13 protein-coding genes are annotated in these 15,732 nt (G+C 69.8%); 6 read left to right on the top strand and 7 right to left on the bottom strand.

The annotated features are described in order from the left end of the window. Positions 1 to 9: 9 nt before the first annotated feature. From OG385_RS18985 to OG385_RS18965, 5 genes are all read right to left on the bottom strand, one after another. Positions 10 to 1,749: an amidohydrolase family protein gene (locus OG385_RS18985; protein WP_266855898.1), complete on the bottom strand. Its 1,740-nt coding sequence runs from the start codon at positions 1,747 to 1,749 to the stop codon at positions 10 to 12. Positions 1,750 to 1,973: 224 nt separating this feature from the next. Continuing rightward, positions 1,974 to 3,098 (bottom strand): LLM class flavin-dependent oxidoreductase, encoded by a 1,125-nt coding sequence (locus OG385_RS18980; protein WP_266855896.1) that lies wholly within the window; start codon positions 3,096 to 3,098, stop codon positions 1,974 to 1,976. A gap of 219 nt (positions 3,099 to 3,317) precedes the next feature. Next, entirely contained in the window at positions 3,318 to 4,100 is a 783-nt protein-coding gene (locus tag OG385_RS18975) for an SDR family NAD(P)-dependent oxidoreductase (protein ID WP_266855894.1), read from the bottom strand. A 40-nt stretch (positions 4,101 to 4,140) separates the two neighbouring features. Beyond that, positions 4,141 to 5,088 carry a TIGR03619 family F420-dependent LLM class oxidoreductase gene (locus tag OG385_RS18970; protein WP_266855893.1) on the bottom strand — a complete coding sequence of 316 codons (948 nt, stop codon included), beginning with the start codon at positions 5,086 to 5,088 and terminating at the stop codon, positions 4,141 to 4,143. Between the two features lie 88 nt (positions 5,089 to 5,176). Further along, entirely contained in the window at positions 5,177 to 6,394 is a 1,218-nt protein-coding gene (locus OG385_RS18965; protein ID WP_266855892.1) for an amidohydrolase family protein, read from the bottom strand. A 257-nt stretch (positions 6,395 to 6,651) separates the two neighbouring features. Between OG385_RS18965 and OG385_RS18960 the strand changes: the two genes are divergently transcribed. The 3 genes from OG385_RS18960 (at position 6,652) to OG385_RS18950 (ending at position 10,328) form a co-directional block, all read left to right on the top strand. Beyond that, entirely contained in the window at positions 6,652 to 9,612 is a 2,961-nt protein-coding gene (locus OG385_RS18960) for an AfsR/SARP family transcriptional regulator (protein ID WP_266855891.1), read from the top strand. A 240-nt stretch (positions 9,613 to 9,852) separates the two neighbouring features. Continuing rightward, complete coding sequence (locus tag OG385_RS18955; protein WP_266855890.1) at positions 9,853 to 10,008, top strand: hypothetical protein; 156 nt, start codon at positions 9,853 to 9,855, stop codon at positions 10,006 to 10,008. 128 nt (positions 10,009 to 10,136) lie between these two features. Next, entirely contained in the window at positions 10,137 to 10,328 is a 192-nt protein-coding gene (locus OG385_RS18950) for a hypothetical protein (protein WP_266855888.1), read from the top strand. Positions 10,329 to 10,444: 116 nt separating this feature from the next. On the opposite strand, the gene OG385_RS18945 is transcribed toward OG385_RS18950, so the two are convergent. Further along, positions 10,445 to 12,040, bottom strand: coding sequence for a FadD3 family acyl-CoA ligase (locus OG385_RS18945; RefSeq protein WP_266855886.1), 1,596 nt, complete (start codon positions 12,038 to 12,040; stop codon positions 10,445 to 10,447). Between the two features lie 70 nt (positions 12,041 to 12,110). On the opposite strand from OG385_RS18945, the gene OG385_RS18940 reads away from it, so the two are divergent. From OG385_RS18940 to OG385_RS18930, 3 genes are read left to right on the top strand one after another with little or no spacing between them, the layout of a single operon-like run. Further along, positions 12,111 to 13,286, top strand: coding sequence for a lipid-transfer protein (locus OG385_RS18940; protein ID WP_266855884.1), 1,176 nt, complete (start codon positions 12,111 to 12,113; stop codon positions 13,284 to 13,286). A gap of 6 nt (positions 13,287 to 13,292) precedes the next feature. Further along, complete coding sequence (locus tag OG385_RS18935) at positions 13,293 to 13,718, top strand: Zn-ribbon domain-containing OB-fold protein (protein ID WP_266855882.1); 426 nt, start codon at positions 13,293 to 13,295, stop codon at positions 13,716 to 13,718. Beyond that, a complete protein-coding gene (locus OG385_RS18930; protein ID WP_266855880.1) occupies positions 13,715 to 14,485 on the top strand; it encodes an enoyl-CoA hydratase/isomerase family protein in 771 nt (256 codons plus the stop codon). The genes OG385_RS18935 and OG385_RS18930 overlap by 4 nt, the downstream gene beginning before the upstream one ends. Before the next feature lie 425 nt (positions 14,486 to 14,910). On the opposite strand, the gene OG385_RS18925 is transcribed toward OG385_RS18930, so the two are convergent. Beyond that, positions 14,911 to 15,363, bottom strand: a complete 453-nt coding sequence (locus OG385_RS18925) for a hypothetical protein (RefSeq protein ID WP_266855878.1) — start codon at positions 15,361 to 15,363, stop codon at positions 14,911 to 14,913. Positions 15,364 to 15,732 lie beyond the last annotated feature (369 nt).

The following is a 15,732-nucleotide window of genomic DNA, read 5'->3' as shown; positions in this document are numbered from 1 at the left end:
GGCCTGCGCTCAACGGGTCGCCACCGTCCTGGTGTCGCGGCCGGACCGCAGCACCGTGCCCGGCACCGCGCCGGTGATCTCGTCGTCCCGGATGGTCTCGACGCCGTTGACCCGTACCGACACGATGCCGATCGCCCGTGAGTCGAGACGGGGGCTGTCGCCCGGCAGGTCGTGCACGAGCGTCGCCGGGCCCGCCGCGATCCGCTCCGGGTCGAACAGCACCAGATCGGCGTGGAAGCCCTCCTCGATCCGGCCGCGCTCACGCAGCCCGAAGAGCTGGGCGGGGTCGTCGGTCAGCATCTTCACCGCCGCTTCGAGGCCGACCAGTTTGCGGCCGCGCAGGCAGTCGCCGATGAAGCGCGTCGTGTACGGGGCCCCGCACATCCGGTCCAGGTGCGCGCCCGCGTCGGAGCCGCCCAGCATCACGTCCTCGTGCTCCCAGGTCTTGCGCCGCAGCTCCCAGGAGTCCGGGTCGTTGTCGCTGGGCATCGGCCAGAGCACGGTGCGCAGTTCGTCGTGGGCGCAGATCTCCACCAGGCAGTGGAACGGCTCCTGCCCGCGCTCGGCCGCGATGTCCTTCACCACCCGGCCGCTGAGCCCCTCGTTGGCCTCGGAGTAGGTGTCACCGATGACGTACCGCCCGAAGTTGGCCAGCCGCCGGAAGACGCCCGCCTCCTTGCTGTTGGCGTGCCGCAGCATCTCGGCCCGTACGTCGGGGTCGCGCAGCTCGGCGATCCGCTCCGGCACCGGGAGCCCCAGGATGTCGCCCCAGCCGGGTATCAGGTTCAGCGCGCAGAACGTGCCGAGCGACATGTTCATCGGGGTGAGGATGGGCATCGTCAGGGCGACGATCCGGCCGCCCTCCTTGCGCGCGCGGTCGCTGGCGCTGAGCTGGCGCGGTACGCGTTCGGGTACGGCGGCGTCGATGGTCAGGACGTTCCAGTTGAGCGGGCGGCCCGCTGCCGCGCTCATCCCTACGAAGAGGTCGACCTCCTCGTCGCTGAACTGGTCGAGGCAGCCGGCCACGATCGCTTCGATCTGGGTGCCCTCGTGCTCGCCGACCGCCTTGGACAGGGCGAGCAGTTCGGCGGGGCTCGCGTGCCGGGAGGCGACGGGCTCGCCGTCGCCGTCGGAGTGGGTGGACGACTGGGTGGTGGAGAACCCCCAGGCGCCCGCTTCCATCGCCTCGTGGAAGATCCGCAGCATCTCGGCGAGCTGTTCGCCGGTGGGCTGTCCGCCGATCGCGTCGGCGCCCATGACGTGCCGGCGCAGGGCGCAGTGGCCCACCATGAAGCCGGCGTTGACGGCGGTACGGCCGTCCAGGGCGTCCAGGTACTCGGCGAAGGTCGACCAGTTCCACGGGGCGCCCTCTTCGAGCGCGACCAGCGACATGCCCTCGACCTTGGACATCATGCGGCGCGTGTAGTCGGCGTCGCCGGGGTGGTCCGGGTTGAGCGGGGCGAGGGTGAAGCCGCAGTTGCCGCCCGCGACGGTAGTGACGCCGTGGTTCATGGACGGGGTGGCGTACGGGTCCCAGAAGAGCTGTGCGTCGTAGTGGGTGTGCGGGTCGACGAAGCCGGGGGCGAGCACGAGGCCCGTCGCGTCCTCGGTGGTCGCGGCGGGTTCGGTGACGGTGCCGGGCTTCGCGATGACGGCTATGCGGCCGTCCCGGATGCCGAGGTCCGCGACGTACGAGGGGGCACCGGTGCCGTCCACGACGGTCGCTCCGCGGATGAGGTGGTCGAGCATGTGGTCTGGTCCCTTCTCTGTATCTCTTCTGGGCGGCGCGGCGGACCGGATCCGGCCCGGGTGCGGTTCCGTCCCGGTCGGCCGGGCCGGGCGCATGGCTCCGGCCGGTGCATACGGGAAGGCCGCTCCCCCGTACGCACCGGCCGGAACCGGACGGCAGCCGTCCGGGATGGAGCCGCCGTCCGCCCCGAGGTGGCGGTCCGGCCTGATCCGAACGGCAGGCCCTACGCGCCGGTCTGCCGGAAGCGGGTCGTCCGGTGGACCGGGTCCGTGTCGATCTGCGGGATGACGTGCTCACCGATCAGCTTGATGGTGTTGAGCGTGTCCTCGGACGAGATCCCGATCGGCAGCCCGAACGACAGCTGGTCCGCCCCCGCCTGCTCCCAGCGCTTGCACTGCTGGAGCACCTCGCCGGGGTCACCGCAGATCATCAGCTCCTCCGCGATGAGCAGCTCGATGATCTCCGTGCTGTACTCGGGCAGCAGCTCCGGCCACTCGGGTATGCCATCGGGCCTGGGGAACGTGTCGTGGTAGCGGAACAGCAGCGACTGAAGGTAGTTGAGCCCGCCGCTGACGGCGATCTCGACCGCCTTGTCGTGGGTCTCGGCGCAGATCGCGGTCGAGGTCACCATGACGTTGTCGTTGACGAAGGCGCCGATCGGCTCGGCCTCCTTCACCGCGTTCTTGTACGACTCGACGACCCACTCCATGTCCGAGACCTTCTGGACGCTGAACCCCAGCACCCCGAGGCCCTTCTTGCCGGCCATGGCGTACGAGGCGGGGGACCCGGCGGCGTACCACATGGCCGGGTGCGCCTTCCCGTACGGCTTGGGCAGGATCTTGCGCGGCGGCAGGGACCAGTGCTTGCCCTGGAAGCCGACGTACTCGTCCTGGAGCCACATTTTGGGAAACTCGCCGATCGTCTCTTCCCAGATCTCCTTGGTGTGGTTCATGTCCGTGATGCCCGGCATGAACCCGAGGATCTCGTGACTGCCCGCACCGCGCCCCGAGCCGAACTCGAAGCGGCCTTCCGAGAGGTGGTCCATCATGGCCACCTTCTCGGCGACCTTGACGGGGTGGTTGACCGGTGCCAGCGGGTTGAAGATGCCGGATCCGAGGTGGATGCGGTCCGTCGCGTGCGCGAGGTAGCCGAGGAACACATCGTTGGCGGAGAGGTGCGAGTACTCCTCCAGGAAGTGGTGCTCGGAGGCCCAGGCGTACTTGAAGTTGGACTTGTCCGCCTGGATGACGTACTCGGTCTCCTCCATCAGCGCCTTGTGCTCGGCCTCGGGATCGGCCTGGGCGCGCTGCTTCGGTACGTATCCCTGTACAAAGAGCCCGAATTCCAAAGGGGTTCACCGTCCCTAGGTCTCTGCCGCTTATCTGACACATCGTCAGATCGCGGTGAAGTCGACTGTGGCACCGCACGCGAGGAGCGTCAATACCTGACGATGAGTCAGGTACACATGTCACATGCGGGTCTGTGCGTCAGAAAGGTGCTCTGCGCGTTCTGCGCGTCGGAAGAAGCTGTGCGTCGGAAGAAGCTGTGCGTCGGAAGAAGCTGTGCGTCAGAAGATGCTGACCCCGGCCAGCCAGCCGCCGTCGATGACGAACGGCTGCCCGGTGATGTACGAGGAGTCCTCGCCCGAGAGGAAGAGCGCCAGCCTGGCGACCTCCTCGGGCCTGCCCACCCGCCCCAGCGGCACCAGCTTCCGGTAGAGCTCGTCCAGGGCAGCGGACGACTCCGCCGGATCCGCGTCCGGGTCGAGCTGGGCGGGGTTGCTCATGGGGGTGTCGATGGCGCCGGGGCACATCGCGTTGACCCGGATGCCCTTCGCCGCCAGTTCCATCGCGGCCACCCGGGTCAGACCGACGATCGCGGCCTTGGTCGCCGCGTACGAGCCGACGAACGCCATCCCGGTCAGCGCGGTGTACGAGGCGGTGTTGACGATGGTCCCGCCGCCCGCCGCCTCGATCTCCGGTGCGACCGTCCTGATGCCGAGGAAGGCGCCGACCTGGTTGACCTGTACGACCTGCTGGAACTCGTCGAGCGGCGTCGTCACCAGCTCGTTGAAGCGCAGGATCCCGGCGTTGTTGACCAGCCCGTCGATCTTCCCGAAGGTCTCCTTGGCCGCCTCGACGGCGGCGCTCCAGTCCGCCTCCCGGGTCACGTCGAGCCGTACGTACGCGGCGGACTCCCCCAACTCCTTGGCCAGCGCCGCTCCCTGCTCGTCCAGCACGTCCCCGAGCAGGACCTTCGCCCCTTCGGCCACGAAGAGCCGCGCCTCCTGTTCCCCCTGTCCGCGTGCCGCGCCGGTGATGACGATGACCCGCCCGTCGAGCTTGCCCATAACCGCTCTCCCTTGATTGAGGTGCGGAGCAACTGACTGACTACTGATTGAGGTGCGGAGCGACGTCGGCGGCGAAGGCCGCCATCTGGTCGGTGAGTTCGGTACGGCTCCGGCTGCGGAACCGCACCTGGATCTGGTCGACGCCCATCGCCGCGTACTCCCGCAGCGAATCGGCGATGGCGTCGGGCTTGCCGGTGAGGGTCCTGCGCCCGACCGGCCGGCCGGGCTCCCCCACGTACAGCGGCTCGGTGATGGCACCGATCTCGATCGGGTCCGTCACCCCGGCCGCCTCCCTGAGCGCGCGCAGCCGGGCGATCTGTGCGGGCAGCCGGTCGCGCGGGTCACCCTGCGGCAGCCATCCGTCCGCCCGCTCGGCGGCCCGGCGCACAGCGGCCGGCGACGACCCGCCGACCCAGACGGGCACCTGGCGCTGAGCCGGTCTGGGCAGCTGCGCGAGGCCTTCGAAGTCGTAGAGCTCGCCGTGGTGTTCGGGGTACTCGTCGGGGCCGAGTGCGGACCGGAGTGCGTCGATGGACTCGTTCAGTACGGAGCCGCGCCCCGGGAAGTCGGCCCCGACGGCCTCGAACTCCTCCGGCACGTGCCCCGCCCCGACCCCCAGGATCAGCCGGCCGCCGCTGAGGTGGTCCAGGGTCGCGTACTGCTTGGCGGTGAGCAGCGGGTGCCGCAGCCCCAGGACTGCGACATGGCTCATCAGCCGTACCCGCCGGGTGATCCCGGCCAGGAAGCCGAGGGTGGCGACCGGGTCGTACCAGACGGTGCCCATGGCCTCGGCGAGCCGCCGCGGGATGGCCACGTGGTCGCAGCCCGCGATGTAGGCGAAGCCGGTGCGGTCGGCGGTGCGGGCGATCTCCGCGAGGTCGTGCGGGGTGGCGGCGGCCTCCCACGCCTCCGCGTAGATGGTGCTCTGGGACTGGATGGGCAACTGCATCCCGTAGACGAGCTGCCCTTCGGGAAAGACCCTTGTCATGGGTGGGACTCCTCCTGTGCGCCCTGTGAAAAGTGGCAGGAAATAACAGGACCTCGCACGCTCCGGTGCTCATGCCGGGCGCGGAGCGTCACCCGGCCCAGAGGCCGTCCTCTGTCAGACCGAGCAGCTCGATCGCGTTGCCGCGCACGATGCGGTCCACCACGTCCGGGGCCAGGTGCCCCATCTGGGCCTCGCCGACCTCACGGGACTTGGGCCAGGTGGAGTCGGAGTGCGGGTAGTCCGTCTCGTACAGCACGTTCCCCACCCCGATCGAGTCGAGGTTCTTGAGCCCGAAGGCGTCGTCGAAGAAGCAGCCGTACACATGGTCGGTGAACAGCTCGGACGGCGGCCGGTGGACCTTGTCCGCCACCCCGCCCCAGCCGCGGTTCTCCTCCCAGACCACGTCGGCGCGTTCCAGGATGTACGGGATCCAGCCGATCTGGCCCTCCGCGTACATGATCTTCAGGTTCGGGAAGCGCTCGAACTTGCCGCTCATCAGCCAGTCGACCATCGAGAAGCAGCAGTTGGCGAAGGTGATCGTGGAGCCGACCGCCGGCGGTGCGTCGGCCGATGTGGACGGCATCTTCGACGACGAGCCGATGTGCATCCCGATCACCGTGCCGGTCTCGTCGCACGCGGCGAGGAACGGGTCCCACTCGTCGGTGTGGATGGACGGCAGCCCCAGGAACGGGGGTATCTCCGAGAACGCGACCGCGCGCACCCCGCGTGCGGCGTTGCGCCTGACCTCGTCCGCCGCGAGCCGCGCGTCCCACAGCGGGACGATCGGCAGCGGGATGAGGCGCCCGTGCGCCTCGGGCCCGCACCACTCCTCCACCATCCAGTCGTTGTACGCACGGACGCCGAGCAGGGCCAGTTCGCGGTCGGTGGCCTCGGTGAAGGTCTGGCCGCAGAACCTCGGGAAGGTCGGGAAGCAGAGCGCGGACTGGACGTGGTTGACGTCCATGTCGGCGAGGCGGTCGGGCACCGAGAAGGAGCCGGGCCGCATCTGTTCGTAGGTGATGACTTCGAGTTTGATGTCGTCCCTGTCGTAGCCGACCGACGTGTCCAGGCGGGTCAGCGGCCGGTGCAGGTCCTCGTAGATCCACCAGTCGCCGATCGGCCCGTCATCGCCCTTGGCGCCCATCACCGGGGCGAACTTGCCGCCCATGAAGGACATGGACTTGAGGGGCGCCCGGACGATACGCGGACCTGTGTCCCGGTATTTGGACGGGAGCCGGTCCTGCCAGACGTGGGGAGGTTCCACGGTGTGGTCGTCCACCGAGATGATCTTCGGGAAAGTCTCCATGTTCTCCACCGTAGCGCCCATCTGACGAACCGTCAGCTACTGGTGCGGCTCTCCCTGCCGAAAGATGCGGCGCCGGTCCGGCGCGCCGGTTGGCGGAGAGCTTGTGGAGAGGCACCCCCAGAGCTGACGTACTCGCCATGAACAAGGCAAACTGGCCCGTGCGATACGAGCGGACGGGTGCGGACAGGTGAGGACCGGACAACCACCTGAAGCAACAGGCACGGGCAGCAGGCACGGGGCAGGAGGCAGGGGCAGCTATGGACCGTGACAGCGGGCCGCGCGTACCGGGGCAGCGGACTCCGCAGCAGAGCCGGGACGGCAGGCTCACGTTCAGCGTGCTCGGGCCGGTGCGCGCCTGGCGGGACGGTGAGGCGCTGCCGCCCGGATCGCCGCAGCAGCGCGCCCTGCTGGCCGCGCTGCTGACCCGCGACGGCCGCACGGCCACCGCGGGTGAGCTGATCGACGCGATCTGGGGCGACGACCCGCCCTCCCAGGCACTGGCCGCGGTACGGACGTACGCCTCCAGGCTGCGCAAGGTCCTGGACCCGGAGGTCCTGGTCAGCGAGTCGGGCGGGTACGCGATCCGGATACGGGCCGAGTCCGTCGACCTCCACCGCGCGCAGCAGCTGGCCGCGAACGCCGAGAAGGCCGCCGGCAGCGGCGACCGCTCCACGGCGCGCGCCCTGATCGACGAGGCGCTGGAGCTGTGGGACGGCGAGCCCCTGGCGAACGTGCCGGGGCCGTACGCCGAGACCCAGCGGGCCGCCCTTGAGGAGTGGCGGCTCCAGCTGACCGAGTCGCGGCTCGACATGGACCTGGAGGTTGGCTGCCACGCGGAGGCGGTCTCCGAGCTGACCTCGCTGACCGCCGCCCATCCGCTGCGGGAGCGGCTGCGCGAGCTGCTGATGCTGGCGCTGTACCGCAGCGGGCGGCAGGCGGAGGCGCTGGCCGTGTACGCCGACACACGCAAACTGCTCGCCGACGAGCTGGGGGTGGACCCCCGGCCCGAACTGGCCAGGCTCCAGCAGCGGATCCTCCAGGCGGACGCGGAACTGGCCCGGCCGGCCGAGGAGTCGGCGCCAGCCGCGCCCACCGCCGTAAGGCCTGCACAGCTGCCCGCCACCGTGCCGGACTTCACCGGGCGTACCGCCTTCGTACGGGAGCTGGGCGACCGGCTGGGCACCGCCGAGGGGTCGGTGATGGCCGTGTCGGCGCTGGCCGGCATCGGCGGAGTGGGCAAGACGACGCTCGCCGTGCATGTGGCGCACGCGGCACGGTCGCACTTCCCCGACGGGCAGCTGTATGTCGACCTCCAGGGCGCGGGGTCGCGCGCGGCGGAGCCCGAGACCGTGCTCGGCGCGTTCCTGCGCGCGCTCGGTACGGCCGACTCGGCCATCCCCGACTCGCTCGACGAGCGCGCCGCGCTCTACCGGACGGCGCTCGACGGGCGCCGGGTCCTGGTCCTGCTCGACAACGCGCGCGACGCCGCGCAGATCCGCCCGCTGCTGCCCGGCACGGCCGGGTCGGCGGCCCTGGTCACCAGCCGCGCCCGGATGGTCGATCTGGCGGGTGCGCATCTGGTGGACCTGGATGTGATGTCGCCCGAGGAGGCGCTCCAGCTCTTCACGAAGATCGTCGGCGAGGAGCGGGTCGGCAGCGAACGCCAGGCGTCCCTGGACGTGGTCGCGGCCTGCGGCTTCCTGCCGCTGGCGATCCGTATCGCGGCGTCGCGCCTCGCGGCCCGCCGTACCTGGACGGTCTCGGTGCTGGCCGCGAAGCTCGCCGACGAGCGCCGCCGGCTGGACGAACTCCAGGCGGGCGACCTGGCGGTGAAGGCCACGTTCGAGCTGGGGTACGGGCAGCTGGAGCCGCAGCAGGCACGGGCGTTCCGGCTGCTGGGCCTGGCGGAGGGCCCGGACCTCTCGCTGGCCGCGGCCGCCGCCGTACTGAACATGCCGGCCCGGGAGGCGGAGGACCTCCTTGAGTCACTGGTCGACACCTCGCTCCTGGAATCGGCCGCGCCCGGCAGGTACCGCTACCACGACCTGGTCAGGCTCTACGCGCGTTCCTGCGCCGAGCGCGACGAACAGCCGCCGGTGGAAAGGGAGCTGGCGCTGTCGCGGCTGCTCGACTTCTATCTGGCGACCGCGGCCCGGGTGTACGCGATCGAGCGCCCGGGCGACCGGCTGGTCGACCACCTGGAGCCGACGACGTACGAGGGCCTGGCCTTCACGGACCGGCACGACGCCCAGGACTGGCTGTACGCGGAGGCGATGTCACTGCTGGCGTGCGTCCGCCAGTCGGCCGGCGCGACCGGCACACTGCGGCGGGCGGTCGACCTGCTGTGGGCCGCGCTCGATCTGGCGGAGTCGGGGGCGAACTCGAAGGAGTACAGCTACGCGGCCGGTCTCCTGCGGGACGCCGCGCGGACCGCACGGGACGAGCACGCCGAGGGGCGGGCGGCGATCACGCTGGCCTATGTCCACCACGTGGCGGGCCGGTTCGACCTGGCCGGGCAGGACGCAGAGGAGGCGGACCGGCTCGCGGTACACACCGGGGACCGGCTGTCGGCGTGCTGGGCTGCCAACCTGCGAGGCATCCTGAAGTTCTACCAGGGCCACTTCGACGTCGGGACGACGAAGGCCCATCTCACCCGGGCCGTCGAAGGGTTCCGGGACTGCGAGGACATGGCGGGCGAGGCGAGCGCGCTGTGCAACCTGTCGCGGCTGCACCTCGTCACCGGGGACGTCGACAAGGCGGTGGCGCTCTCCCGGCAGGGCATGGAGACGTACGACCGCCTGGGCCACGCCCTCAAGGGGGCCAACGGACGCTACGCGCTGGGGGTCGCGCTGACCCAGAGCGGTGACCTCGCCGCGGCGGCGGACCGGCTGCACGAGGCCCTGGAGGTCTTCCGCGACAGCCGGCAGCGGCTCTGGGAGGGGATGGCGCTCTTCCGGCTGGCCGAGGTCGACATCGCGGCGGGCCACTGTGCTCAGGCGGCGGCCGAGGCGGAGATGGCGCTGACCGTCCTGCGCGGCATCGGCGGCGAGTGGCGGCGCGGCAACGTCCTCGCCGTGCTGGGCCGCGCCCTGAACGGCATAGGGCAGTCGGGCCGGGCGCGGGTCTGCTGGCTGGAGGCCCTGGCCATCTACGAGGAGCTCAAGTCACCGGAGGCGGACGAGGTGCGCAGGCTGCTGACGCCCCTGCCGGCGGCCTGAGTCCGAGCCGCGGACGAGCCTGTCCCTGCCTCGTATCGGGCGTTCATCGTTTGTTTATCGCGACCCGACATTCTCATTCCACGACGACCCGTCGCGTCGGGGGGCAGGCGGTCGTCAGGAGGGCCCCGCACCGGCGAACTAAGGTGAGCGGCCTGCGGAACGTCCGTCCGGCCGCGCTCGGGGGAGCAGCCGGACGGGCTTCAGCACCACGGACCATCACGAACAGGGGAGTTGACCACCATGGCCGCAGAGCCGCAGAACGACACCACCGTCGATCCGGACAACGCGCACGTCACGGACAAGCCCACCGTCGCGAAGCCCGCCAACGCGCATGTCACCGACAAGCCGACCGCGGTGCAGCCCGACAACGCGCACGTCACCGACAAGCCCGCGTGATCTGAGACCTTTACGACGGGGCACGGGGGAACCGGGGGAACAGTGGCCGTGGCGGCCCGGAGGGGGAGCCACCACGGCCACTGCCGTATGTCCGCACCCATCCGACCCACCGTAACGAAAGAGCTGCCATGACGCTGACGAAGAAGCTGTTCGCCACTGCCGCCTTAGTGCTCGCCACCGCGGCAGCCTCCGCGACACCGGCCCTGGCCAACGGCCATGTGACGGACACCGACCCGTCGACCGCCCAGGTCCGGGCCGCCACGGTGGGCCCGGACAACGGCCACATCACCGCGGCCCCGCTGGAGTCCCGCGCGGCGTGACGCCACCCGTCGGCCGGGGGGATGCGGCACGCCCTGCCGCATCCCCCCGGCGTCAGACGGACCGCACCAGCACCCGTGCCGAGCAGACTCTCCCGGCGCTCATGGCGGTCGGCTCGCTACCCCCGCCCGCCACTCCGCCCCCGCAGCTCCCCCTTCACCACTTTCCCGCTCGCGTTCCGGGGCAGTTCCGTCACGAACTCGACCTCGCGCGGCACCTTGTAGTTGGCCATCTCGCGGCGGGACCATGCGATCAGGTCGTCCGCCGTCAGGGTCGCGCCCGGGCGCCGGACCACGTACGCCTTGCCGACCTCGCCCAGGCGGCCGTCCGGTATGCCGACGACCGCCAGGTCCGCGATGTCCGGGTGCAGGCCGAGCAGTTGCTCTATCTCCGCCGGGTACGCGTTGAAGCCGCCGACGATGAACATGTCCTTGATCCGGTCGGTGATCCGCAGATTGCCCGCCGCGTCCAGGATGCCCACGTCCCCGGTGCGCAGCCAGCCGTCCGGCGTGAACGCCTCCGCTGTCGCCTCCGGGGCCTCGAAGTACTCCCGCATGACGTTGAAGCCGCGCACCAGCACCTCCCCCGGCTCGCCGGGCGGGGCCGACACCCGTACCTCGGTGTCCGGGATCGCGCGGCCCGATGTCGTGGCGACGACCTCCGCGGTGTCGGTCCTGCGGCACATCGTGACGATGCCGCTCGCCTCGGAGAGGCCGTACGCCGTGATCACCGTCGCGATGTGCAGCTCCGAGCGCAGCCGCTCGACCAGCTGGAGCGGGACGACCGCGGCGCCCGTCACCACCAGCCGCAGCGCGCTCAGGTCGTGCTGGTCGCGGGCCGGGTGGTCGAGCAGGGACTGGTGGAGGGTGGGCGGGCCCGGCAGTACCGAGATGCGTTCGGCGGTGACGTTGGCGAGCACGGTGTCCACGTTGAAGACCGGCTGCGGCACCATCGTCGCGCCCCGCATCAGACAGGCGATGATGCCCGCCTTGTAGCCGAAGGTGTGGAAGAACGGGTTCACGATGAGGTAGCGGTCGCCCTCGCGCAGCCCTGCCAGCTCGCACCAGATGCCGTAACAGCGCAGGGTCTGCGCATGGGTGATGACGGCACCCTTGGGGCGGCCCGTGGTGCCCGAGGTGAAGATGATGTCCGAGAGCGCCGAGGAGTCGACCGCGTCCGCGCGGGCCCGTACCGCCGCGTCGGAGATGTGCTCGCCGCCCGCCAGGAAGTCCTTCCAGGTACGGAAGGACTCCGGGGCGTCGTCCGACAGGACCACGACCTGCTCCAGCTGCGGCAGCCCGGGCAGCGGACCGGTTCCGCTCCCGGTGCCGGCCGCGCGCCGCAGCGACGCCACGTACGAGGCGCCGAGGAAGGTGCCGGTCACGAAGAGCAGCTTGGCGCGGCTGCGCTCCAGTACGTACGCCGCCTCCGCCCCCTTGAAGCGGGTGTTCAGCGGGACCAGGACCGCGCCCGCCGTCACCGCGCCGAGCGCGGAGACGATCCAGTCGACGGTGTTGGGCGCCCAGACCGCGACCCGGTCACCGGCGTCGACCCCCGACGCGATGCACGCGGCGGCCGCCCGCTCGACCCGCTCGCCCAACTCCGTGTAGGAGATCCGGGTACGGCCGTCGACGACCGCCTCCCGTTCGCCGTACCGTTCGGCAGCGGACCGCACCAGCGCCGGAATACTGCCCCACTCCATGTCCCCGCGCATCGTATGCCTCCCGCGACCAGTAGCTGACTATCCGTCAGATTAGCTGTAGCCTTCCCCGCTGTCAGCAGTCATGACGTCCCCGGAGGTGGCGATGGCAGTGGCGACGCTCAAAGACGCAACGGCGATAGTCGGGATAGGCCAGACCGCGTTCGCCAAGCAACTCCCCGAATCCGAGAAGGCGCTGGCCTGCCGCGCGATCCTCGCCGCGCTGGACGACGCCGGGATCGCACCGTCCGAGGTGGACGCGTTCTCCTCGTACACGATGGAGGACACCGACGAGGTGGACGTCGCCAAGGCCGTCGGGGCCGGCGACGTGACCTTCTTCTCGAAGGTCGGCTACGGAGGCGGCGGCTCCTGCGCGACCATCGCACACCTCGCGGCGGCTGTCGCGACCGGACAGGCCAACGTCGGAGTCGCCTGGCGGGCGCGCAAACGCGGCAGCGGCCCGCGCCCCTGGAAGAACACGACGGTCCAGCTGCCGGCCCCCGCCCAGTGGACCCGCCCCTTCGGCCTGCTGCGGCCCGCCGATGAGATCGGCATGCTGGCCCGGCGGTACATGCACGAGTACGGCGCCACCCGCGACCACTTCTTCAACGTCGCACTGGCCTGCCGCAACCGCGCCAACCAGAACCCGGCCGCGATCATGTACGACCGCCCGCTGACCCGCGACATGTATATGACCTCGCGGTGGATCAGCGAACCGCTCTGCCTCTTCGACAACTGCCTGGAGACGGACGGGGCACTGGCCGTCGTCATCGTCTCCGCCGACCGCGCCCGCGACTGCCGGCGCAAACCCGTGTACGTGCACTCGGCAGCCCAGGGCCTGCCCGCCCAGCACCACGGCATGGTCAACTACTGGAACGACGAACCGCTGACCGGCCCCTCCTGGACCGCGGCCCGGCATCTGTGGAAGCACGCCGACTTCGGCCCCGACGACGTCGATGTCGCGCAGATCTACGACGCCTTCACCCCGCTCGTCCCGCTCTCTCTTGAGGGGTACGGCTTCTGCGGGCGCGGCGAGGGCGCCGGGTTCACCGAGGGCGGCGCGCTGGAGATCGGCGGCAGGCTGCCGCTCAACACGGGCGGCGGCGGGCTCAGCGAGGCCTACGTCCACGGCTTCAACCTCATCACCGAAGGCGTCAAACAGCTGCGCGGCACCTCCACCGCCCAGGTGCCCGACGCCAGTACCTGCCTGGTCACGGCGGGCGAGTGTGTCCCCACATCCGCGATCCTGCTGAGGAGTTGAGTCCCGATGCTCCAGCCAGTCACCGACGAGGACGGCGCGCCCTTCTGGGAGTACACCGCCCGGCACGAACTGCGCGTCCAGTCCTGCGCGGAGTGCGCCACGCTGCGCTTCCCGCCCCGCCCGTGCTGCCCGCAGTGCCAGTCCTTCGACAGCGAGTGGCAGCTCATGTCCGGGCGCGGCCGCATCTGGTCGTACGTCTTCCCGCACCCGCCGCTGCTGCCCGACTACGCGGCCCAGGCCCCGTACAACACGGTCGTGGTGGAGCTGGCCGACGCCCCGCACATCCGGCTCGTCGGCAATGTGGTCGCCGCGCCGGACGCGCCGCTGAACTCGGTGGCCCCCGAGCGGCTGCGGATCGGCGCCCGGGTGCAGGTCGCCTTCACCGAGGACGACGGGATGACCGTGCCGCGCTGGCTGCTGGAGCGGCCATGAGCCTGCGCGTCGAGAGGAACCGGCAGACCGGCGTCGCGGTCGTCACCCTCGACCGGCCCGACCGGCTGAACGCCGTCGATCTGGACACCGCCGGTGAACTGTCCGCCGCCTGGCGGGAGTTCCGCTTCGACACCTCCGTACGGGCGGTCGTCGTCACCGGCGCGGGGACCCGGGCCTTCTGCACCGGGATCGACCGCTCGGCCGAGGTGCCGCAGCCGGAGTCCCCCTACTCCGTCGACGACCCGCTGATCGCGATCGGCCCGAAGGCCAACGACCTCTGGAAGCCGGTGATCGCGGCGGTGCGCGGGATGGCGTGCGGCGGGGCGTTCTATCTGCTCGGCGAGGCGGAGTTCGTGATCGCGGCCGACGACGCCACCTTCTTCGACCCGCACACGTCGTACGGCATGGTCAGCGCCTACGAGACCATCTACCTCGCCCAGCGGATGCCGTTCGGCGAGGTCGCACGGATGGCGCTGATGGGAACCGCCGAGCGGATCTCGGCGCAGCGGGCGTACGAGACGGGGTTCGTCAGCGAGGTGACCGCGCCCGGCGACGAGCTGGCGGCCGCGGTCGGCTGCGCGGAGACGATCGCCTCGTATCCGACGGATGCGGTGCAGGGCACGGTACGGGCGGTGTGGGCCGCGAAGGAGGGGGCCCGCGCGCAGGCTCTGGCGCAGGCCCCCCATCTGGTGGCGCTCGGCAATCTGCCGCCGGACCGGCAGTCGGCGCTGTTCGGCGCCAGAAGCAATGATTTCCGGGTGCGTTGACCGGGGCGGCGGGTGGGTGCGTGCACTACGACGCCCCACAAGGCAATTTTCCCCGTACACGAAGAAGCAGGCCACCCAGTCGCCTCACGCCGAGCGGGCGGAACGAGACGCTATTGGTTACTGGGTGCCCGGTACTGCAATGGCAGGCTGCTACCCACGAAAATAGCAGCGCCGCGATCGCCGCCGGGCCCCCTTTTCCCGAATGGAAAGTAACCGTATCGGTCCTGACGACAAGTCATGCACCACGTAGGTGTCCAGAATGTCATCTCGCGTGACGCTACGTCAAAACCACCGAACGTGGGGATTACGAATGACGGTCAGCATCGGAAATCAGATGCTGACCGTCACAGAACCTGGAATCCTGGCTCGACCATCCGGCCCTCAGTTAGAGCCGCTCGCCTTAAGTGACGGAGCCAGGAACACTCTCAGGTCGCGCCAGGCGGATCACCTGGGATGTTAGCCCAATCGGTGCAATAGCTAATGATCTTACTGCCCTCGAGCGTAGCCACCTGAACTCCGGTGTAATACAAGCCCTCGGAGTCACTCGCCGTCGTATTCCAGCGAGACGTGTGATCCAGACCATCATAGTTCGAATGCCAGGCCCAATATTTGATTTTCAGATAAGAGTTTACGGACAGGAACCGAACTGCCACATGATGGCCATCGGATCTGATGTCCGAGACATACAATTCCAGCTTCACAGATGCCTTGGCACCAGTCCAACCCGTCTCTGTAAAGCCTCCTGCTGCACCGGCTGGCGTACAAGCAGCGTAAGCAGGGCTCCCGTAACCCTCCGCCGCCATCGCCGGTCCTTGCCCAGCCAAGACCGCCATCAACGCACCCGATATAGACACCGCCGCGGCCAGCTTCTTCCGCATTAGCCCCTCCCCCTCCAGGTTTAGCTTTCCCTCTGAATTCCGAGGCCAGTGCAATCTATCAGATACAACCGTCGCTCGCCACATGCCGAGTTAAAGCGGAAAAAGCTCAGAGAACAAAACCAATGCAGATAAAGCCAGTTCCCGCATCCGCGCGACAAAACGGGCAGTAAGTACTGCCTGCTCCACGGCGGATGCGGCAACCGACTGAAGGGCATCACGACCGCTTTCCAACGTCAAAGATTTCGCCCAGATCCTGGCCCCGATCGACCAGATACCACCCGTCACGGACCCGAAGTCGTGCTCGGAGGCGAAGGCTACGACCCCAACGTCTACCGCGATGAGCTCGGCACCGACGGGTCTTCTACGTGG

This window comes from Streptomyces sp. NBC_01306, from assembly GCF_026340465.1.
Classification (GTDB): domain Bacteria; phylum Actinomycetota; class Actinomycetes; order Streptomycetales; family Streptomycetaceae; genus Streptomyces.
The sequence above is the reverse complement of the archived record's forward strand: the minus strand, read 5'-3'. Positions and strand labels throughout refer to the sequence as shown.